Source organism: Cytobacillus firmus (assembly GCF_023612095.1).
Classification (GTDB): Bacteria; Bacillota; Bacilli; order Bacillales; family Cytobacillaceae; genus Cytobacillus.
Genome location: NZ_CP086235.1, coordinates 295,712 through 315,631 on the forward strand (window position 1 = coordinate 295,712; position 19,920 = coordinate 315,631).

Here is a 19,920-nt window from a genome sequence, read left to right on the forward strand (position 1 = left end):
AAGCAGGCAGCTTTTTTTATGCCGCTTAATGCAAACGTTTGCGCATCGGAATTGCAATTATAGAAAAGAAATTTATATATAATGAGGGTGTTAACATGAAAAAGGTATGGTGGAAAGAAGCAGTTGGATATCAAATTTATCCCCGCAGTTTCCAGGATTCAAACGGAGATGGAATTGGCGATCTTCAGGGAATTATTCAGCGGCTGGATTATATTAAAGGGTTAGGCATTGATGTCATCTGGATTTGCCCAATGTACAAATCCCCTAATGATGATAATGGATACGATATTTCAGACTACCAGGATATCATGGAGGATTTCGGTTCGATGGAGGATTTCAATCAGCTGATGGATGAGGTCCATAAGCGCGATATGAAGCTGATTCTGGATCTTGTGCTGAACCATACAAGTGATGAGCACCCTTGGTTTATTGAGTCCCGTGAGTCCAAAGAGAACCCGAAAAGAGACTGGTATATTTGGAGAGACGGAAAGAATGGCAAGGAGCCAAATAACTGGGAAAGTATTTTCGGCGGATCGGCATGGGAATACGATGAGAAGACGGAGCAGTACTACCTGCATGTTTTTTCCACCAAGCAGCCTGATTTGAACTGGGAAAATAAAGAGGTCCGCGAGGCATTATATGATACGGTGAACTGGTGGCTGGATAAGGGAATCGACGGCTTCCGGATTGACGCCATCAGCCATATCAAAAAGCGTGCCGGCCTGCCTGATATGCCGAACCCGAAGAAGAAAAAGTATGTTTCTTCCTTCGATATGCATATGAACCAGGAAGGCATTCACGAGTACTTAAAGGAATTTAAAGACCGCACCTATGCGAACTACGATGTGATGACAGTCGGCGAAGCAAACGGTGTTACCGTGGATGAAGCTGACCTTTGGGTCGGTGAAGAGCAGGGAAAAATGGATATGATTTTCCAATTTGAGCACCTTGGCCTTTGGGACGCGGAAACAAACCCCGAGGTGGATATTGTCGAGCTGAAAAAGGTTCTGACCCGCTGGCAGAAAGGTCTGGAAGCGGACGGATGGAACGCGTTATTCATCGAGAACCATGATAAGCCGCGTGTCGTTTCCACATGGGGAAATGATGAAGAATACTGGCATCAAAGCGCAACAGCTATGGGTGCTATGTACTTCCTGATGCAGGGTACGCCATTCATTTATCAGGGACAGGAAATCGGCATGACTAATGTCCAGTTCCCTTCCATTGATGATTATGATGACGTTGCGGTAAAGAACCTGTACCGGCTGAAGAAAGAGGAAGGCATGTCCCATCAGGACATTATGGACATTATCTGGGCTTCTTCCCGCGATAACAGCCGTACGCCAATGCAGTGGTCCACTAAAGATAACGCAGGATTCACAACAGGTCAGCCATGGATGAAGCTCAATCCGAACTTTAAGAACATCAATGTGGAGGTCCAATCGCTGGACGGCGACTCTATCCTTTCTTTCTATAAAAAAATGATTCGATTGAAGAAGGATAATGAGGTCTTCACCTATGGCCAATACGATCTGCTTCTTGAAGATGACCAGCAAATTTATGCCTATACCCGTACATCTGATGATGACAAGGTAGTCGTGATTACAAACCTTTCAACAGAGGAAGCATCTTTTGAAACAGATGATAAGCTTTCTTATGAGCAGCTTTTATTGAATAACTATCCGGTTGAAAAACATGGTGATATGGATTCATTTACACTTAAGCCTTATGAAGCCCGTGTGTACCGATTGAAATAATTTCTTTTAGCAGGATTCTCTTTTGGGGGATCCTGCTATTCTTTTGCCTGCACCTTTTTGAAACCGGCCAAAAATGCTAAAATGAGGAAAATAACCAATGGAGGCGCAGGCAATGGCAAAGGGTAAAACAAATGCGATGCGTATGCTCGATGCTCAAAAGGTCGTGTATGAACTGATTACTTATGAGAGCCAGGACGGGAAGATTGATGGTGTTTCGGTTGCAGAGAAAATCGGCAAAAATCCTGAAGCCGTTTATAAAACTTTAGTTGCTCAAGGCGTGAGCAAGCAGATCTTCGTGTTCATCATACCCGTGGCAGAAGAGCTCGACCTGAAAAAAGCCGCAAAAGCTGCCGGCGAAAAGAAAGTGGAAATGATCCCGGTCAAAGATATCCAGAAGCTCACCGGCTACATCCGCGGAGGCTGCTCCCCGGTCGGAATGAAAAAGCTGTTTCCTTCTTTCATCGACAGAAAGGCAGAAGAACTGGATCTGATCATAGTCAGCGGCGGCAAAATCGGCATGCAGATGGAGCTCAAGGTGGATGACCTGCAGAAGGCCATTGGGGCTGAACTGGCGGATTTAATCAAATAAAAGGCTGTTTACGCAAGGTCAAGTAGTTCGGATAACGTGGAGAAAACTTAAATTCGCAGTCCAAATAACATACATTTTCGTAGTATAAATAGTGAATTAACAATACAATTAGCACAGAAAAAAAGCTTGGGTAATCCCAAGCTTTCTGTTATGAATGTATGTTGCTGTGCTTATTCAGTTAAAGCTCACGGTTAGCGAAAGAAAGCCTTTATTCATCTTTATAATCCCATTTTAAAATTTTCTAAATAAATTATAACCGAGGAGTATTATAACTATTACCATAACCGTCCACATAATGAAGCGACCCCATTGTTCATCCCATATAAAGTAATAGGTAAATATTAAAGTACCAATAATACTTATAATTTGAAGTATTACATAGAAACTCCTTTTACCCAAAGTTATCCTCTCCTTCTTGTTTATTGTAACATTTTTGAATGTTTATATATTTCTATCCTGCATCGGTAGTTGAAGAGCTAAATCCCCACAAAAAACTGAACTACTTATCGCAAGGTTTGTTGCTTTTTATGACGCGTAGCGTCGAGGAGGCTCACCGCCTGCCCCACGGTTCGCTGAGCATCCTGGAGCGGAAATCAACGGACCACATTGACAGGTGAATAACAACAATTTATACGAATAAAAGCAAGAGTGCTGAATCACCCTGATTCAGCACTCTTTTTTCATAGGCTTTCACCCATCCCGCTCCCTTTGCATACTGTAAGGTGAAAATGCATTTCGAAAGGAAGTGTAGGAGTGGCTGGGAAAATATTAAAATACTTCGCCGGCGGGAATACAGCCCGGGGATTCCACAATTTATTCGACTCAAACCTGGCAGGGCTTGACCGCCTATATATTTTAAAAGGCGGACCGGGAACAGGCAAATCATCCCTGATGAAAGCAATCGGGGCAGACCTGTCCGAAAAAGGCTATGACCTGGAATACATTTATTGCTCATCTGACAGTCAATCGCTCGATGGCGTCATCATTCCTTCTTTAAAAGCAGGCATTGTCGATGGAACAGCCCCGCATGTGATCGAACCGAAAGCACCCGGCGCGGTCGAAGAATATATCAATCTTGGCGAAGCCTGGGATTCAAGGGCACTGGCTGCATGTAAAGAAGAGATTACCGTACTGTCGGGCCAAATCAGCAATTCCTTTGCAACAGCCTATGACACGTTTGCCGAAGCACTGAGGATTCATGATGAGTGGGAAAAAATCTATATAGAAAATATGAATTTTCAGAAGGCGGATGAACTGACGAAAAAGCTGATTGCGACCTTCTATGCAAATACGAAATTAAATAAGACTCCAACTGTGAAGCATCGTTATTTAGGGGCAGCCACTCCGATTGGAGCGGTGGATTTTGTGCCGAATCTTACGGAGGATATTCAAAAAAGATACTTCATAAAAGGGCGTCCGGGTTCCGGCAAGTCCACCATGCTGAAGAAGCTGGCAAAAGAAGCTGAAAGCCGGGGATTTGATATTGAAATCTATCATTGCGGTTTTGATCCGCACAGCCTGGATATGATCATTGTGCGTGAACTGGGCCTCGCTATCTTTGACAGCACGGCTCCGCATGAATATTTTCCGAATCGGGATGGTGATGAAATCGTCGATATGTATGAAATAACGATCAACTCAGGCACAGATGAAATTTACGCTGAACAGCTAAAGGATATCAGCACCCGTTATAAAAATAAAATGACAGAAGCCATCTCTTATCTGGCACGGGCAAAAACCCAGCGCGACACACTGGAAAAAATCTATGTAAATGCTATGGACTTTTCAGTGGTGGACCGGATCAAAGAGCAGATCCGCTCAGAATTGCTGCTGATTGCAGAAAAAGTTTAATCACGAAAGGAGTATCAAAATGGATTATATGAACTATCCGTTTTATCCCTATATGTATGAGCAAAATGAACATGGACGCATTTTTCCGGGCGGAGGATCAGGAGGAGGCTTCAGCATCCCTGGTTTTCCAGGCGGAGGATCAGGAGGAGGCTTCGGCATCCCGGGATTCCCGCCGGGTGGAGGGTTCGGACCACCAGGACCGCCACCAGGTGGACCGGGCGGCGGATTTGGACCTCCGGGACCACCACCGGGACCTCCAGGTGGTGGAGGAGGCCCTGGAGGACAGGATGGACCACCATCAGCTCCTCCGCCAAACTTTACACCTCAAATGCAGCAGGTTAGCACATTTGCTGTTGATCCTGGTGCCATAAGAGGCTGCTTATTCCGCAATACCTTTGTATGGCTGCAAAACGGAAACAGCTTCTGGTTCTACCCAACCTTTGTCGGCAGAACCTCTGTTGCCGGCTGGCGCTGGAGAAACTGGCGCTGGACGTATTACGGAACAGATTTGAGGAGAATTCGTTCCTTTCAATGCTTCTAACATACAAAAGAGGTATCCCGCATAAGGATACCTCTTTTCGTATATTAAAAAAGAAGATGTGCAGCCAGCACGATCACCGGCAATGTAATCAGCGTCCGCTGGATAAAGATAATAACAAGATCCCAGAAAGATACAGGTATCTTAGAGCCAAGCAGAAGTCCGCCCACCTCTGACATATAAATCAGCTGGGTAACAGATACTGCAGCGACAATAAAGCGGGTCATCTCACTTTCAATGCTTGCTCCGATCACGGATGGCAGGAACATATCGGCGAAACCGACCACAAGTGTCTCAGAGGCGGCTCTTGCTTCCGGAACCTGCATTAATTCAAGCAATGGAATGAACGGCATTCCCAGATACGTGAAAACCGGCGTGTATTCGGCTACGATCAGAGCCAATGTTCCCAAAGCCATGACAATCGGAGCTACACCCATCCACATATCCAGAATATTTTTAGCGCCATCCTGGAAGAAGGCTTTCAGGCTTTGATTGGTGCGTGCTTTATCTAACGCCTGCTTAAGCCCCCAGCTGAAAGGAGTATGTCCTTCAGGAATATTTTCATCAAGCTCCGCTTCCTGCCCGTTATAATACGTATCAGGTTTTTTTGCCAGAGGCCAAATCCTCGGGCTGATGATGGCGCAGATGAAACCTGCCGCGGTGATGGTCAGATAAAAAGGCACAAACATATGGCCAAGATTCACCTGTGAAATCACGACAAGGCTGAAGGTAATGGATACGACAGAAAACGTTGTGCCGATAATGGCTGCTTCCCTTTTCGTATAATAGCCTTCTTCATACTGCTTGCTGGTCAAAAGAACACCAATTGTGCCATCTCCAAGCCAGGAAGCTACACAGTCAATTGAAGACCTTCCAGGCAGCCTGAATACCGGACGCATGATTTTTGTTAAAAGCGATCCAAAGAATTCAAGCAATCCGAAATTCAATAGCAAAGGAAGGAAAAGCCCCGCAAATAAAAAGACCGAGAACAGGATCGGCAGGAGGTCATTTAAGAGAAGTCCTCCTGTGTTTTCGGACCAGATCTGTTCGGGCCCGATTTGAAATAGGGTGATAACGGCAAAAACAGCGCCTATGAATCTTGCTGCTGCCCAAATATAGGGAACATCAAATAAGTTTTTGAAAAATGGGCTATTTTCTATAAAAGCAGGCTTGGCGAATTTCGCCAGCAGAGTGCCCAAAAAAGTAATTACAATAATAAAGGCCATAATTTCCGGAAGGTAGTCTGTAAGCAGATTTTGAATCCAGCCTGAAAAAATTGCTATAGGGATCGTAATATCCCCCTGGTATTTGATCGGAACCATGAATAAGCTGATTCCCATTAAAGACGGTATGAGAAATTTTATCAGATCGGAAGAAGAATGCTTCTTTCTGGATGCATCAATCAATATCATTCACCTTTTTCTTATATTTATAAACCACATGTTATTTTAATTCATTACCCCTAAAAAGCCAACCCTTTCTCTTAAATTCCACCGTTTACCTTCTTTTTAAACTTCTTATTTATTGTCTCCCATATTATGTTAAAATATGAAATAATCAAAAAAATCAAAAAGCGGGTGTAGGGATGTTCAGGTTTCGGTTATATTGGACCTTCACGAAGAAGGCCTTTCTTCGCTCGGCCGTTTATCGGTTTGATGTATGGTCACGGCTCGGCTCAAACCTCATTTTTCTGCTGATGTGGGGCTCGATCTGGACAGCATTATATGCCGGCAGGGAAGAGGCTGGCGGCGTCAGCTTTGAGTCCATGCTGACATATATTGTGGTCAGTCAGTTTTTAACGGGAGTTAATGGGGCAGGCACCCCGCTATGGGAAATCCAGGAGAAGGTTCGTACCGGCGATATTTCCTTGGAATTAATGAGGCCGTTTGATGTGCCGCTCCGCTACCTTTTTGCCGACTTTGGCAGTGTAGCCTTTTACATACTGACAGCGCTGCTCCCTTTATATACCGTCATGTTCATTTTTATGGATTTGACATTGCCTTCAGGATGGGAGACCTGGGCGTTGTTTATCGTATCCGCTTTTATAGGATTCCTGATCCGTTATTGCATTGAAATGTCCTTCGGGCTGCTTTCCTTTTTCCTCGTTGAAACGGGAGGAATTGTCGATGTCTTTTACTTCGCCATGTCCCTTCTGTCCGGTTCCGTCATCCCGCTGTGGTTTTTCCCGGGCTGGCTGGAAACGATGGCGCTTTACCTGCCGTTTCAGGGGATCTATTACATACCAAATGCCATTTTTATAGGCAAAATCTCTGGTACGGAGATTCTGCTTTCCCTGGGTGTCCAATTATTCTGGGCTGCAGCCAGTTATCTGCTGTTACGGTTTGTCTGGAATCGAGCATCCCAAAAAGTGGTGGTACAGGGGGGATAAAGTGTGAGTGTTTTAAACTATTTCGATTTGTATTTCAAGCTCATCTCCGCAGGGGTGAGAGCCCAGCTGCAGTACCGGTTTGCTTTTGTCATGAGGATTGTGGGCCTCATTACATCCTATACAGGCACCGCTCTTACGATGTGGATCATGCTTTATCAGTTTCAGGAACTCGGCTCTTGGACGTTTTACGAGATGCTGTTTCTTTTTGCTGTCTCTGTTTTATCCTGGGGGTTTTGCATCATTCTCTTTTTCCACTTCAGGGGATTGGACACCTACATTTTAAACGGCACGTTTGACCGCTTTCTTGTCAGGCCAATCAATCCTTTTTTTCATTTCATGGCAATGAAATTTGATGTCGCCTCTTTTGGGCAGTTCATCTTCAGCATCGGCATTTTTATTTTGGTCAGCTTTAAGCTGCAGCTGGATTGGACAATGGGGAAAAGCTTGTTTCTGCTGTTATCTGTGGTGGGGGGCATCCTTATTCAGGGAGGACTGCTTGTCATGATTTCTGCCCTCGCTTTCTGGACGACGAAATCGGAGCAATTTTATTGGGTGGCCATGTTTCCTGCCCGAAATCTGACCAATTATCCTTTGGTCATTTATCCGAAAGCCGTCCAATGGTTTACGGCATTTGTGATCCCATTCGGCTTTGTGAACTATTTTCCTGCGGCCGTCCTCCTTGAAAAAGAAACACCCTTTTTCCCGGAGAATATCGGGTATTATTCGCCGCTTGTCGGCATTGTCTTTTTCGCTATTGCTTATTCAATTTGGATGCTGGGTTTAAAGCGATATAAAAGTACAGGTTCATAGGAGGACTGTAAATGCCGATTATTGAGGTTGAACATCTAATGAAGGACTTTATGATTGCCAAGCGGGAGACAGGCTTCCTTGGCGCTGTGAAGAGCCTTGTCAAAAGAGAACATATTAAAAAAGAAGCTGTGAAGGACATCAGCTTTTCGATCAATGAAGGAGAAATGGTCGGCTATATCGGACCGAATGGCGCCGGAAAATCCACCACCATCAAAATGCTGACGGGCATTCTGGTTCCAACCTCCGGAAGTGTGAAGGTGAGCGGCATCATTCCTTATGAGAACAGACAGGAAAATGCCAAGAATATCGGAGTGGTTTTCGGCCAGAGAACACAGCTATGGTGGGATCTGCCTACTATTGAATCGTTTGAGCTGCTGAAGGAAATCTATCAGGTTCCGGATACGCGGTATAAGGAAAATATGGACACCTTCACCGAGATACTGGGGCTGGATGAATTCCTGAACACGCCGGTCCGCCAGCTCTCCTTAGGGCAAAGGATGAGGGCTGACATTGCCGCATCCCTGCTGCATGACCCGCCTATCCTGTTTCTGGATGAGCCGACGATTGGCCTGGATGTCGTCGCAAAGGAAAAAATGAGGACTTTCATAAAAGAGATTAATAGGGAGCGCAGCATAACCGTCATTTTAACCACCCATGACATGGAGGATATTGAAAAGCTCTGTGAGCGGATGATCCTCATCGACCATGGGCAAAAGGTGTATGACGGGGAGATTGCAGTCGTCAAGGAGCGTTTCGGCAAAACGAGGACACTCATCGTGGACCTGGAGGAATCATCACACAGCCTGAAGCTTAAGGGCGGTGAAGTGTATAAAGAAGAAGCAAGCCGCTTCTGGATAAGGTTTAACCGGGATGAAGTGTCAGCTTCAGGACTGATTGCGCAAATTACCGAAACACATAATATCAAGGATCTGACAGTGGAAGAGCCTGCCATCGAATCGATCATCAGCCGCATTTATCAGGAGGGCTATCAGGACCTGCCGGAAACCGTAAAAGTGTAAAAAATAGGCTTGGTCAATATGTCAATATTTTCTGAAAAAATGATATACTATATAGAGGTGATCAAAATGATTCTCTATTTGCTGGGCTTTTGTGCAGTATTGCTGGGAACAGGCGTGTTTGTGGACTGGTGGCATAGAAAGCATGGGGTTGACGATTTTGACCCTGGGGAAAATGAAAAGCATGTATCTGAGTCAGAGAGAGCCTACATGGAGTCCTATATGCATAACATGAAAAATGATCATCATAATGGAATGTAAGCCTCCCGATGAGGCTTCTGCTCATAATAGAAGAGCATGGCGGGTGCCATGCTCTTTTCGTTTTAGAAAAATAAGAATCCCATGGAAATGATCACGCCGCTGACCAGGAGAGTCAGCACGCAGAATCCCATGATGTCTTTCGCCTTTAACCCCGCAATGGCGAGTGCCGGCAGCGCCCAGAAAGGCTGGATCAAGTTGGTCCAGGCATCACCCCATGCGACCGCCATGGCTGTCTTAGGGATGGAAGCTCCCATTGACTGAGCCGCTTCAAGCATAATCGGAGCCTGAACAGCCCACTGTCCTCCGCCTGAAGGAACGAAGAAGTTCACAAGCCCCGCGCTTAAAAACGTGAAGAAATGGAACGTGTAATCATTTGAAATGCTGACAAACGCTTCGGACATCACCGCCGCCAGTCCTGAGGCGGTCATCATGCCCATGATTCCGGCATAAAACGGGAACTGAATAATGATTCCGCTGGCTCCTTTTACCGCATTCAGGACCGCTTCGAGGAACTGTTTTGGCGTGCCGTGGAAAAGAATCCCCAGGAACAGGAACAGGAAGTTCACGATATCAAGATTCAGAGTAAAGCCATTTGATGCGAAATAATAAAATAAGAACGCAAGTCCAAGAATCCCCGCAAGCAAGGAAATGATGCGGCTGTTTTCCAGGCGTTCAGCAGGTGTCATCGCCTCTTTTTCGAGTGCAGCTGCCTGGATGTCTTCTTGAAGAAGGGCAGGATCAACCACGATTGTTTCCTCTTTCGATGGCATCATAAAGCGGTTTACAAACGGAAGAACCAATAATAAGGCGACAACAATAAAAATATTGAAGCCGGCGAAAATCGTCTGATCAGTAGAAATGACGCCAATCATACCTTCAGAAAAGTGGCCCGGCGTAGCAATGGTTAATGGAATCGAGCCGGAAATTCCCCCGTGCCAGACAACGAATCCTCCGTAAGCGCTTGCAATTAACAGGCGATAATCCACATTTTTCACCTTTTTGGCAAGCTCTTTTGCAAACAAGGCACCGATTACAAGGCCGAAACCCCAGTTAATTAAACTTGCAACCATCGACACAAATGACACAATCAGGATGGCCTGGCCGGGTGATTTGGCCAAGGATGCCAGGGCGCCTAACCCCTTTTTAAACAGCCTGCTGCTGGCCAGCACATGTCCTGTGACTAAAACCAGCACCATCTGCATGGAAAAAGTCAGGAGACCCCAAAACCCATTTCCCCAATGCTGAACCATCTGGTAAGGTCCATTATCTGTAAAAATCAAGCCCAATCCAAAAACCGCAAAAGTTAGGATAATGACAAATAAAAATGGATCCGGCAAATACCGCTGCATAATGCGGTTAAAAAATGATACAAGAACCTTCATGCTGCAACCCCCTAATAATTTTTTCTCGAACCTAGTATACTTTCTTTAAAATTCAGTTTATTCCTTCTTTTCTGAAATGATTCTTGTATAAAGGCGGGGCAGGCAGCTGTGGGGCAGTTTGTGAAGGTGGAATGAGATTAATAGATTGAATCGCGGGGAAGACTTCGGACTCAGGAAAGAGAAAAGCTGGTGTTAGAGTCAGAACCGGGATCAACTTCGGACACAAAAAGAGAAAAAGGGTTGCTTAGAGTCAGAACCCGGATCAACTTCGGACACAAAAAGAGAAAAAGGGTTGCTTAGAGTCAGAACCCGGTGCAACTTCGGACACAAAAAGAGAAGAAGAGCGGCTTAGAGTCAGAACCCGGATCAACTTCTGACACAAAAAGAGAAAAAGGGCGCTCCAGAGTCAGAACCCGGATTAACTTCGGACACAAAAAGAGAAAAGGGTTGCTTAGAGTCAGAACCTGGATCAACTTCGGACACAAAAAGAGAAAAAGGGTTGCTTAGAGTCAGAACCCGGTGCAGCTTCGGACACAAAAAGAGAAGAAGAGCGGCTTAGAGTCAGAACCCGGATCAACTTCGGACACAAAAAGAGAAAAAGGGCGGCTTAGAGTCAGAACCCAGATCAACTTCGGACACAAAAAGAGAAAAAGGGTTGCTTAGAGTCAGAACCCGGTGCAACTTCGGACACAAAAAGAGAAGAAGAGCGGCTTAGAGTCAGAACCCGGATCAACTCGGACACAAAAAGAGAAAAAGGGTTGCTTAGAGTCAGAACCCAGAACAACTTCGGACACAAAAAGCGAAAAACGGCGCTCCAGTGTCAGAACCCAGCCCAGCTTCAGACACAAAAAGAAAAAATCCGCGCCCCAGTGTCCAAGCCGCCAGCTCCCCGCAACACCCCCCCAACAAACAAAATCAAAAAAACAGACCCCCTACCAGAGGTCTGCCCAATTATTTTTTCCGCTTAACAGGTATTGTCTCCCTGCGCAGCATTTTCAATAACGATATACACATAAAAATAAGGATAATGGTGAATGGAAGCGCCGACACCAGCGAGGCTGTCTGCAGGCCTTCGAGTCCGCTGCTTAAGAGCAGGACTGCGGCAATGGCTCCCATTAGCAAGCCCCAGACAATCCGCGGGAATAGCGGCGGGTTCAGGGTGCCGTTAGCGGTCATAACGCCCAGGATATACGTTGCCGAGTCAGCTGATGTAATCAAGAATGTCAAAATCAGCAGAATGGACAGCACTGAAACCAAAAAGCTGAAAGGCAAATGGTTATAGGTCTGGAACAGCGCAGAAGTCACATCATTGTTAACGGCTTCCGCAATCTGTGTGCCGCCGAATAAATCAAAGTGCAGCGCTGTACCGCCAAATACGGCAATCCACACAAGCGCGATGAACGGAGGAACGATCAGGACGCCGACAACAAATTCGCGGATCGTTCTCCCCTGGAAACACGGGCAATAAAGGCGCCGACAAAAGGGGACCAGGCAATGGCCCATGCCCAGTAAAAAATTGTCCAATCGCGGATCCATGTGCCTCCCTTGTAGGGGGTTAAGCGCAGGCTCAGCTTAATAAAGCTTGAGATATAGTCGCCGATTCCAAGTGTAAAAGTATTTAAAATAAACACAGTCGGGCCGGTAACCAGTACAAAAATCATCAAGGCCAGTGCCAGTCCGAGATTGATGTTGCTCAAGTATTTGATTCCTTTATCAAGACCTGTCGAGGAGGACAGCAGAAACAAAGAAGTCATTACCGCAATAATCAGAATCTGAGTCATAGTGCTCTGCTCAATGCCGAATACTGCGTCAAGGCCGCCGTTAATCTGCAGAATGCCCAGTCCAAGCGAGGTCGCAACCCCCATGACTGTGGCAATAACGGCCAGGATATCAATGACCTTTTTCAGCAGGACAGGATCTTTTTTCTTGCTGAATAAAGGAGTTAAAGTGGTAGAGATCAGTCCGTTTTCTCTCCTCCTGAATTGGAAATACCCCATGGCCAGTCCCACGATCGTAAACACAGACCATTGGCTGACTCCCCAGTGGAAAAACGAGTAGCCCATCGCCTCGCGGGCGGCTTCAGCTGTTAAAGGATCCATGCCTTCCCTTGGCGGAGTGAAATAATGGCTCATCGGCTCTGCAATTCCCCAGAAAACCAATCCAATCCCAAACCCTGCACTGAATAACATCCCGATCCATGTGAAAAATGGATAATCTGCTTTATCTTCATCATTCCCAAGCTTGAGGCGGCCATATTTGCTGACAGCCAAAAAAATACAGAATAAGACAAAAAACAAGACCGAAATTAAGTAAAACCAGCCAAATGCGTATGTAGTAAAATTGAAAGCTTTTGTTGCACCACTGGCGAACAGATCAGGAGCCAGGGCCCCCAGTAATACTAAGAATGTTATAACTACGGCTGAAACCCAAAATACACTGTTTATACTGCCGGATTTATCATTCAATAAAATCCCCCCTAAATATGAATCACATTTGTATTTTGGCCTTCTTTTCTGTCTAATCATTCATTGGGATTTGTAAAGTGCAGGTAAAATGGGATTAAATAGAAGGGGAAAAGCTGTCCGAAAACGGAGAAAGCACAAATCTCTTTGATACCTTACCCTGAACACGATGACATAAACCCGTTTTGATGGAAAAAGGAGTGCTCTTATGGATATCCAATTATTAACTGAGCTTTTTGAAGAAAACCGGGACAAAGAAAAAGCGATGCCCATGCAAAACTATATGAAAAACCACTTTCCCTTCCTGGGAATCAAGTCACCTGAAAGAAGAGCCCTGTTAAAGGAATACTTCAATAAGACAGGCCTGCTGAAGCAGGAGTTTAATCCAGCATTTGTGGAAGCCTTATGGACCATGGAGGAGCGTGAATATCAGGCTGCCGCCCTCGATTACATAGGGAAATTCACCAGGAAACTGGACAAAAGCCATCTGGCATTTGTAGAAAAACTGGTTACAACAAAATCCTGGTGGGATACTGTTGACATGCTGGCCACCCACGCAGTGGGCGCCATCGCGGCCAAAAACCCGGAAGTCATCCCCGAAAAAATAGAGGGATGGGCGACCAGCGAAAACATGTGGCTCCGCAGGACTGCCATCCTATTCCAGCTGAAATACAAAAACGGCACTGACGAAGAGCTGCTCTACCGCTACATCCTTCTAAACAGTGAGAGCAAGGAATTCTTCATCCAAAAAGCCATCGGCTGGGCGCTCAGGGAATACTCGAAAACAAATCCCGAGTCAGTAAAAAGGTTTATTGAATCAAACACACTTGCAAAATTGAGCATCAGGGAAGGGAGCAAGTATGTAGGCTAGGAAGAGCAATTATTTAAACTAAGCGTAAGAACATGATAGAATGGCAAATAAGTTTTTTAGAAAAATACTACAGCCAGAAGGTGAATCTTAAATGATCAAATGTATTGCCAGTGATATGGACGGAACGCTATTAACCGCCACACAGAAAATTACGCCTGAAAATTTAGAAGCCATTAAAGCCGCACAGGAAAAAGGGGTTGAAGTGGTCATCGCGACCGGGCGCTCCTATTTCGAAGCAAGCTTCGTCCTCGATGAAGCCGGAATTTCCTGTCCGATTATTTGCGTAAATGGGGCAGAAGTAAGAGCCTCGGACGGGAAAGTCGTATCCTCCAGCCCGCTCGATAAGGACCTGGCCAAAAAAGCAGCCTATATCCTTGTTCGGAACAATGTGTATTTCGAGGTTTACACCAACCAGGGTACCTATACCATTGATGAAGACCGCGGCGTGTCCATTATTGTCGACATCTTTTTAAGCGGAAATCCGGAAGCGGATATTGATGAAGTGACCAAAGCGGCACAAGAGCGCTTTACAAAAGGGCTTGTCCATAAAGTGAACAGCTATGACGAGCTTTTCAACAGTGACGAGCATCAAATTTACAAGCTGCTGGCCTTCTCCTTTGAACCGGATTTTCTCGTTTCCGCGAAAGAAGACCTGCTGAAGCTTGAAGGCATGGCCGTAAGTTCTTCAGGGGATGAGAACCTGGAGCTGACAAGTGTGAACGCCCAAAAGGGAATTGCCCTTGAAGCATTTGTGAAAGAAAAAGGAATCTCGCTTTTGGAAACCATGGCCATTGGCGATAATTATAATGATTTGTCCATGTTCAAACGCGCAGGAAGATCGGTTGCCATGGGAAATGCCGATGACATCATTAAAGCACAATGCGATGCGGTAACATCCGCAAATGAAGAAAGCGGTGTAGCAGAGGCAATCTGGGAAGTCCTGAAGTAAATTTCAAGGGAGGCTGAAGGCTGGATGAAACAGGTGTTAGGTTTAGGGCTGCTCGTCTTGGGCCTGCTGGCCGGGTGTTCAAGTGCAGGCGAGAATGATAACGGGAAGCAAATCGAGGATCAGGAGGCCAGCCTTCCTGCCGGTTCAGAGCCGGAAATAGTAGCAGATGAGCTTGATATTCCCTGGTCCATTGCCAAAGCAGGCGAAACCTTTTACATGACGGAAAGACAGGGAAGCATTGTGAAGGTCGAGGACGGAAAGAAAGAACGCCAGAAAGTGGAGCTGGCAAAAAAGCTTTCTACCGCTTCTGAAGCAGGCTTGCTCGGCTTTGTGCTGGCCCCTGATTTTTCACAATCAAACGAAGCGTACGCCTATTACACCTATGAAAACACATCAGGCCAGTTTAACCGGATTGTCATCTTCAAGCTTCAGGATGGGACTTGGAAAGAGGACAAGCTTTTGCTTGATAAAATTCCAAGCGGGCAGTACCATCATGGCGGCCGGCTTGAAATAGGCCCGGATGGAAAGCTTTATGCAACGGCAGGCGATGCTGCGACCGATCCCGAAATTGCCCAGGACGTGAATTCCCTCGGAGGAAAAATCCTAAGAATGAATCCCGACGGCAGCGTACCAGCGGATAATCCGTTCAGCGGCTCTTATGTCTACAGCTACGGCCACCGCAATCCGCAGGGGCTTGCCTGGGCTGAGGATGGGACTTTATATGAAAGTGAGCACGGCCCATCAGCCAATGATGAAATCAATAAGATCCTTCCCGGGAAAAATTACGGATGGCCCGTCATAAAAGGGAACGAGAAGAAGGAAGGCATGGAATCTCCGCTGTTTACCTCGGGGGATGACGAAACCTGGGCTCCTTCCGGGATGGCCTATTATAAAGGCAAGCTTTACACCGCCGCCTTAAGAGGTAATGCCGTTCTGGAGTTTGATCTGGAAACGAAGAATGTCAGAAAGGTTGTGTCGAATTTAGGCAGAATCCGCGATGTCTTCATTGAAGGGGATGTGCTTTATTTTATCAGCAATAATACAGACGGACGCGGCAATCCGCTTGAGAAGGATGACAAGCTTTATAAAATTCAGCTTTCCGATATATAAAAAAGCCTGGCAGCAGTGCCAGGCTTCAGTTTTTAGCTGAAAGTCCATGCATGATGAATTGTATGGTCAGCTCGATTTCTTTTTCATCATCCCAGTCGGCTTCAGGCAAGATTAAATACCTCGCGATAAGAAAGCCGAATATCGACGTAAAGGTCATTCGGACGGCACTATAGGGCGGGATATCAATCACTTGCCCTTTTTTCTGGTAGAATTCAGCCAAACTGGCAAAACGATCGAATACTTTCATGGCGATATGCTCTTTAAACTGTTCCTTGAGTTCAGGGTGGAACGGAATTTCCTGAATCAGGATCTTGATAAGAGGCATATTGTTTTTAAGGAACTCGATCCGGTTTTCCATCATGGCCCGTAAAAAGTCTTCAAAATGTTCATATTTATGATCGATGACTTTATACAAATCTTTAATGACGAACGGAGCAATCAGCTTTGCCATCATCGGCGAAACGATCCCCATCAGCAAATCCTTTTTGGTTTTATAGTGCCTGAAGATGGTTCCTTCGGCTACTCCTGCCTTCTTGGCGATTTCGCTTGTCGAAGTGGCGGCAAAGCCCTTTTCAGAAAACGATTCAATCGCAGCCATGATAATTTTCTTCTGCTTCTCCGTAAGCTTTTCTTCTTCCTGAAATAACTCTTCTAAAATGGAATCCTGCTCTGGCATGGTAAGCTCCTTTATACGTGCAAAATCTATAGCTTTATTATAAAGGAATGAAATTATAAAAAGAAATTTTATATTTTCCGGTACCGTCTTAGGGCAGCAATATTCAGAACCATAAAGAGCAGGGAGAAAGCGAGCAGCATCAGCAGATCTTTATAAATCATATCCCATCCAAAACCTCTCACCATTACATTTCGTAATGCTTCAGCCGCATAATATAAAGGTGTGAAAGGGCCGACCCAGCTGAGCCACTCTGAAATGGTCTCAAGATTGAACAGCCCCGAGAAAAAGATCTGCGGAACCACTATAATGGGAATGAATTGGATCATCTGCAGCTCATTGTTGGCAAACGATGACAGCAGGATTCCCAGAGTCAATGCTGTCAGCGAAAGAAGCAATGTGATCAGAAGGACATAGCCAAAAGAGCCTTCCATTATCATGCCAAGCACATAGATTGTGTACCAGGCAATGATGGCTGCCTGGATCATCGTGAAAATCCCAAATCCAATAATATACCCTGTAACAATTTCCCATTTCCTGAGCGGACTGGTCAAAAGCCGTTCGAGTGTTCCGGTGGTCCTTTCCCTTAAAAAGGATACCCCGGCAATCAGGAATACAAAGAAAAAGATAAAGAATCCAAGCAGAACCGGCCCGAAATAATCAAACTGCCCCATGTCCTCGGAGCCGAATAAATAATCGGTTTTTACTTCCTGATTCCCGCCATTTGGCTGCAGTGGCTTCAATGCACCCTTAACCCATCTCATCACAGTCCCGTTGATATTTGGGTCACTGCCTTCGAGAACGACTGACGTCGGCGTTTGATCAAACATCAGATACGCATCCAGCTTCTTGTCTGATAAGTCCTTTTCCGCGAGCTTCTCTGTTTCATAGTATTCGAGCTTGGCATGTTCCAGGTTGAGCTGAGCCTCTATTTTTTCAGGCAGATCCACGAGGCCGATTTTTGGCGTATATTCATCTCCGTTAAACACAAGATGAAGCATGGTCATGACCAGGATCGGGGCGAGGATCAATAGAGCCATTGTCCGTTTATCTCTTACAATCTGGCGCAGTATTCGAATAACCAGAGCCATAATCCTCATGTTAGGCACCTCCATATGCCAGGAAGGCATCTTCTATATTGGCCGCGCCTGCTTGCTGCATTAATTCTTCCGGTGTCCCTGCTGCAATGAGCTGTCCGTCTCTGATCATGCCCAGCCTGTCGCACTTTCCTGCTTCATCCATGACATGAGTGGTCACAAGGATGGTAGTCCCTTTCTCCTTCAGGCGTTTAAACGATTCCCAGATGCTTCTTCTGAGGACGGGATCAATTCCTACAGTAGGTTCATCAAGAATGAGGAGACCGGGACTATGCAGAAGGGAAATGGCAAGGGAAAGTCTTCTCTTCATACCTCCTGAATAGTCGGAAACCATTTTATGAAGGTGGTCTGTTAATGAAACCAATTCCATCACCTCATTCATCCGCTGCCTTTTTTCTTTGCCGCCTAAACCGTACAGAGCCGCAAAGAATTCCAGATTTTCCTTTGCTGTTAAGTCGGTGTACAGAGCATCGGATTGGGCCATGTAGCCGATTCGTTTGATCAGGTCCAGCCTGGGCATTTTTTCGCTGAAAATATAATTTTCACCCTGTGCTGGCTCCTCCAGGCCTGCCAGCTGTTTAACAAGCGTCGTTTTGCCTGCTCCGGATGGGCCGAGCAGGCCGAAAATCTCCCCTTCATAAATCTCAAGGCTGATGTCATTTAGAACCTGATGTTTTCCGTAATTTTTGGATACATGTTGAATGGAAACGATTGGATTATTCATTTGTTCACTCCTTTTTCAAAAGTGAGTAATCACTCACTCCCATCGTAAATGAACCACCGCCTGTTTGTAAAGTGAGTAATCACTCATTTTGGTTAATATTCTGCTTAAGATGAGCGTTTTGTGAGTTAAGTCACTTCTTCACAAGCGGGTCTCAGCTAGAATATTTCTTAAGAATGGTAAAAGCGGGGGATGGGAATGGAATATGAAAAGCAGGATCATAGGCCGTTAATCAACGAATTTTTAGGCAAGATTGAGATTTTTAAAGAGCTCCCCATTGAATCTCTAGAGCGGATCGATAATCGAATTATTAAGAAAGCTTATTTAAAAGGCGAAAGAATTATGTCTGAATATGAGATTGCCCAGGGAGTTTACTTTGTGCACTCCGGCATTGTGAAGCTGACGAAGCAGGATGAACATGGAAATGAGCTGATTGTCTGCATTAAGAAAAAGGGCGAAATTTTTGCTGAAGCCAACCTCTTTAATCAGGAGGGCCATACGTATCCTGCGACAGGTACCATGGTGCAGGATGGTGAAATCTATTTTCTGAAGACCGATGAACTGGAGCAGGAGCTTCTGTATTCGCCGGAAATGGCCGTACAGATTATCCGCTTTATGAGTGAATCTCTGCGTGATATGACCTCGATTATGAGGGATATTGCGCTGCTTGATGTGTATACGAAAACAGTCCGGACTTTGGAAAGGCTTGCGGAAAAGTTCGGCGCCAACTACTGCAACCGGATGCACCTTGAGCTTCCGATAACCGTCCAGGAATTCTCCACCCTTGTTGGAACATCCCGGGAAAGTGTCAGCCGTGTTTTTTCCAGGCTGAAAAAAGAAGGCATCATCGAAATTACAGGCAGGAAAATCGTTATTGTGGACTGGTGCAAATTTTGCTCCCTTTACCGCCAGAAGCTGTAGGGAACCGTCTTTACTCCAGCCTGCTTTTTTGTTATATAATAGAGTCATAGACTTATGACTCTGAGGTGCAAAGCATGGCTGATTTTCGTTCGAGTGAGATTATCAAAAAACCTGTACATGAAGTATTTGATTATATGATTAAGATGGAAAATGTCTCTGAACTTATGCCGTTTGTCGTGAAAGTGGAAAAACAGACCGAGGGAGAGACCGGAAAAGGAACAAAGTTTGTGGAAACACGCATGGTCAGAGGGAAAAAGATCAGCGCAGAAGTTGAAATCATTGATTTTGAACAGGACAGAACCTATACCACCCGCAGCAATGCCAATGGACTGATCACCGAATATAAATATGATTTTCATGAAATAGAAGAAGGAACCCAGGTGGAGATGGAAGCAACCGTCAAAACCAGCGGGCTTGTTGCCAGATTGACGAGGCGTTTCATCGTGAATATTGTGAAGCAGGAAGACGGAAGCCAGCTTCAGTATTTGAAGGAAATGATGGAGAAGTAGCAGAAAAGGGAGCG

At 45.6% G+C, this 19,920-nt stretch carries 18 protein-coding genes and 1 pseudogene; 13 read left to right on the top strand and 6 right to left on the bottom strand.

Going from position 1 to position 19,920, the window contains the following annotated elements; all coding sequences use genetic code 11:
- Nucleotides 1-95: 95 nt before the first annotated feature.
- The 4 genes from LLY41_RS01580 to LLY41_RS01595 all read left to right on the top strand — a co-directional run bounded on the left by LLY41_RS01580 (nucleotide 96) and on the right by LLY41_RS01595 (nucleotide 4,738).
- On the top strand, nucleotides 96-1,757 hold the full coding sequence (locus LLY41_RS01580) for a glycoside hydrolase family 13 protein (protein WP_304586738.1): 1,662 nt from the start codon (nucleotides 96-98) through the stop codon (nucleotides 1,755-1,757).
- A 112-nt stretch (nucleotides 1,758-1,869) separates the two neighbouring features.
- Nucleotides 1,870-2,346, top strand: a complete 477-nt coding sequence (gene ybaK, locus LLY41_RS01585; protein WP_304586739.1) for a Cys-tRNA(Pro) deacylase — start codon at nucleotides 1,870-1,872, stop codon at nucleotides 2,344-2,346.
- A gap of 753 nt (nucleotides 2,347-3,099) precedes the next feature.
- Nucleotides 3,100-4,197 (top strand): PRK06851 family protein, encoded by a 1,098-nt coding sequence (locus LLY41_RS01590; protein WP_095243152.1) that lies wholly within the window; start codon nucleotides 3,100-3,102, stop codon nucleotides 4,195-4,197.
- A 19-nt stretch (nucleotides 4,198-4,216) separates the two neighbouring features.
- The gene (locus LLY41_RS01595; protein WP_095243153.1) at nucleotides 4,217-4,738 is read left to right on the top strand and encodes a hypothetical protein; all 522 of its coding nucleotides are present in this window, start codon (nucleotides 4,217-4,219) and stop codon (nucleotides 4,736-4,738) included.
- Between the two features lie 44 nt (nucleotides 4,739-4,782).
- Here the strand turns inward: LLY41_RS01595 and LLY41_RS01600 are convergent, their stop codons facing one another.
- Nucleotides 4,783-6,147, bottom strand: coding sequence for a YjiH family protein (locus tag LLY41_RS01600; protein ID WP_304586740.1), 1,365 nt, complete (start codon nucleotides 6,145-6,147; stop codon nucleotides 4,783-4,785).
- 173 nt (nucleotides 6,148-6,320) lie between these two features.
- On the opposite strand from LLY41_RS01600, the gene LLY41_RS01605 reads away from it, so the two are divergent.
- The 4 genes from LLY41_RS01605 to LLY41_RS01620 are packed head-to-tail and all read left to right on the top strand — an operon-like array spanning nucleotide 6,321 to nucleotide 9,211.
- Entirely contained in the window at nucleotides 6,321-7,124 is an 804-nt protein-coding gene (locus LLY41_RS01605) for an ABC transporter permease (protein WP_095243155.1), read from the top strand.
- A 3-nt stretch (nucleotides 7,125-7,127) separates the two neighbouring features.
- On the top strand, nucleotides 7,128-7,934 hold the full coding sequence (locus tag LLY41_RS01610; protein ID WP_095243156.1) for an ABC transporter permease: 807 nt from the start codon (nucleotides 7,128-7,130) through the stop codon (nucleotides 7,932-7,934).
- An 11-nt stretch (nucleotides 7,935-7,945) separates the two neighbouring features.
- Nucleotides 7,946-8,953, top strand: a complete 1,008-nt coding sequence (locus LLY41_RS01615) for an ABC transporter ATP-binding protein (protein ID WP_095243157.1) — start codon at nucleotides 7,946-7,948, stop codon at nucleotides 8,951-8,953.
- Between the two features lie 18 nt (nucleotides 8,954-8,971).
- The gene (locus tag LLY41_RS01620) at nucleotides 8,972-9,211 is read left to right on the top strand and encodes a hypothetical protein (protein ID WP_304586741.1); all 240 of its coding nucleotides are present in this window, start codon (nucleotides 8,972-8,974) and stop codon (nucleotides 9,209-9,211) included.
- Nucleotides 9,212-9,273: 62 nt separating this feature from the next.
- Here the strand turns inward: LLY41_RS01620 and LLY41_RS01625 are convergent, their stop codons facing one another.
- Both LLY41_RS01625 and LLY41_RS01630 read right to left on the bottom strand, forming a co-directional pair.
- Nucleotides 9,274-10,593 carry a short-chain fatty acid transporter gene (locus LLY41_RS01625; RefSeq protein WP_304586742.1) on the bottom strand — a complete coding sequence of 440 codons (1,320 nt, stop codon included), beginning with the start codon at nucleotides 10,591-10,593 and terminating at the stop codon, nucleotides 9,274-9,276.
- A 951-nt stretch (nucleotides 10,594-11,544) separates the two neighbouring features.
- Nucleotides 11,545-13,118: pseudogene (locus LLY41_RS01630) on the bottom strand (BCCT family transporter).
- A 145-nt stretch (nucleotides 13,119-13,263) separates the two neighbouring features.
- Between LLY41_RS01630 and LLY41_RS01635 the strand changes: the two are divergent.
- The 3 genes from LLY41_RS01635 to LLY41_RS01645 all read left to right on the top strand — a co-directional run bounded on the left by LLY41_RS01635 (nucleotide 13,264) and on the right by LLY41_RS01645 (nucleotide 15,985).
- A complete protein-coding gene (locus LLY41_RS01635) occupies nucleotides 13,264-13,926 on the top strand; it encodes a DNA alkylation repair protein (RefSeq protein WP_304586743.1) in 663 nt (220 codons plus the stop codon).
- Nucleotides 13,927-14,017: 91 nt separating this feature from the next.
- Nucleotides 14,018-14,875 carry an HAD family hydrolase gene (locus LLY41_RS01640; protein ID WP_095243163.1) on the top strand — a complete coding sequence of 286 codons (858 nt, stop codon included), beginning with the start codon at nucleotides 14,018-14,020 and terminating at the stop codon, nucleotides 14,873-14,875.
- A gap of 24 nt (nucleotides 14,876-14,899) precedes the next feature.
- Nucleotides 14,900-15,985: a PQQ-dependent sugar dehydrogenase gene (locus LLY41_RS01645; protein WP_095243164.1), complete on the top strand. Its 1,086-nt coding sequence runs from the start codon at nucleotides 14,900-14,902 to the stop codon at nucleotides 15,983-15,985.
- Nucleotides 15,986-16,010: 25 nt separating this feature from the next.
- Here the strand turns inward: LLY41_RS01645 and LLY41_RS01650 are convergent, their stop codons facing one another.
- The 3 genes from LLY41_RS01650 to LLY41_RS01660 form a co-directional block, all read right to left on the bottom strand.
- Nucleotides 16,011-16,661, bottom strand: a complete 651-nt coding sequence (locus LLY41_RS01650; RefSeq protein WP_095243165.1) for a TetR/AcrR family transcriptional regulator — start codon at nucleotides 16,659-16,661, stop codon at nucleotides 16,011-16,013.
- A 68-nt stretch (nucleotides 16,662-16,729) separates the two neighbouring features.
- Entirely contained in the window at nucleotides 16,730-17,758 is a 1,029-nt protein-coding gene (locus LLY41_RS01655; RefSeq protein WP_304586744.1) for an ABC transporter permease, read from the bottom strand.
- A gap of 1 nt (nucleotide 17,759) precedes the next feature.
- Entirely contained in the window at nucleotides 17,760-18,479 is a 720-nt protein-coding gene (locus tag LLY41_RS01660) for an ABC transporter ATP-binding protein (protein ID WP_095243167.1), read from the bottom strand.
- Nucleotides 18,480-18,674: 195 nt separating this feature from the next.
- On the opposite strand from LLY41_RS01660, the gene LLY41_RS01665 reads away from it, so the two are divergent.
- Together LLY41_RS01665 and LLY41_RS01670 are read left to right on the top strand one after the other, a co-directional pair.
- A complete protein-coding gene (locus LLY41_RS01665; RefSeq protein WP_095243168.1) occupies nucleotides 18,675-19,397 on the top strand; it encodes a Crp/Fnr family transcriptional regulator in 723 nt (240 codons plus the stop codon).
- Nucleotides 19,398-19,471: 74 nt separating this feature from the next.
- Nucleotides 19,472-19,906 (top strand): SRPBCC family protein, encoded by a 435-nt coding sequence (locus LLY41_RS01670; protein ID WP_304586745.1) that lies wholly within the window; start codon nucleotides 19,472-19,474, stop codon nucleotides 19,904-19,906.
- Nucleotides 19,907-19,920: the final 14 nt, after the last annotated feature.

Excerpts from the sequence above, each read along its gene's own strand:
- LLY41_RS01580 (WP_304586738.1), top strand. The coding sequence starts at position 96 with ATGAAAAAGGTATGGTGGAAAGAAGCAGTTGGATATCAAATTTATCCC.
- ybaK (WP_304586739.1), top strand. The coding sequence starts at position 1,870 with ATGGCAAAGGGTAAAACAAATGCGATGCGTATGCTCGATGCTCAAAAG.
- LLY41_RS01595 (WP_095243153.1), top strand. The coding sequence starts at position 4,217 with ATGGATTATATGAACTATCCGTTTTATCCCTATATGTATGAGCAAAAT.
- LLY41_RS01600 (WP_304586740.1), bottom strand. The coding sequence starts at position 6,147 with ATGATATTGATTGATGCATCCAGAAAGAAGCATTCTTCTTCCGATCTG.
- LLY41_RS01605 (WP_095243155.1), top strand. The coding sequence starts at position 6,321 with ATGTTCAGGTTTCGGTTATATTGGACCTTCACGAAGAAGGCCTTTCTT.
- LLY41_RS01615 (WP_095243157.1), top strand. The coding sequence starts at position 7,946 with ATGCCGATTATTGAGGTTGAACATCTAATGAAGGACTTTATGATTGCC.
- LLY41_RS01620 (WP_304586741.1), top strand. The coding sequence starts at position 8,972 with ATGTCAATATTTTCTGAAAAAATGATATACTATATAGAGGTGATCAAA.
- LLY41_RS01625 (WP_304586742.1), bottom strand. The coding sequence starts at position 10,593 with ATGAAGGTTCTTGTATCATTTTTTAACCGCATTATGCAGCGGTATTTG.
- LLY41_RS01635 (WP_304586743.1), top strand. The coding sequence starts at position 13,264 with ATGGATATCCAATTATTAACTGAGCTTTTTGAAGAAAACCGGGACAAA.
- LLY41_RS01640 (WP_095243163.1), top strand. The coding sequence starts at position 14,018 with ATGATCAAATGTATTGCCAGTGATATGGACGGAACGCTATTAACCGCC.
- LLY41_RS01645 (WP_095243164.1), top strand. The coding sequence starts at position 14,900 with ATGAAACAGGTGTTAGGTTTAGGGCTGCTCGTCTTGGGCCTGCTGGCC.
- LLY41_RS01650 (WP_095243165.1), bottom strand. The coding sequence starts at position 16,661 with ATGCCAGAGCAGGATTCCATTTTAGAAGAGTTATTTCAGGAAGAAGAA.
- LLY41_RS01655 (WP_304586744.1), bottom strand. The coding sequence starts at position 17,758 with ATGAGGATTATGGCTCTGGTTATTCGAATACTGCGCCAGATTGTAAGA.
- LLY41_RS01660 (WP_095243167.1), bottom strand. The coding sequence starts at position 18,479 with ATGAATAATCCAATCGTTTCCATTCAACATGTATCCAAAAATTACGGA.
- LLY41_RS01665 (WP_095243168.1), top strand. The coding sequence starts at position 18,675 with ATGGAATATGAAAAGCAGGATCATAGGCCGTTAATCAACGAATTTTTA.
- LLY41_RS01670 (WP_304586745.1), top strand. The coding sequence starts at position 19,472 with ATGGCTGATTTTCGTTCGAGTGAGATTATCAAAAAACCTGTACATGAA.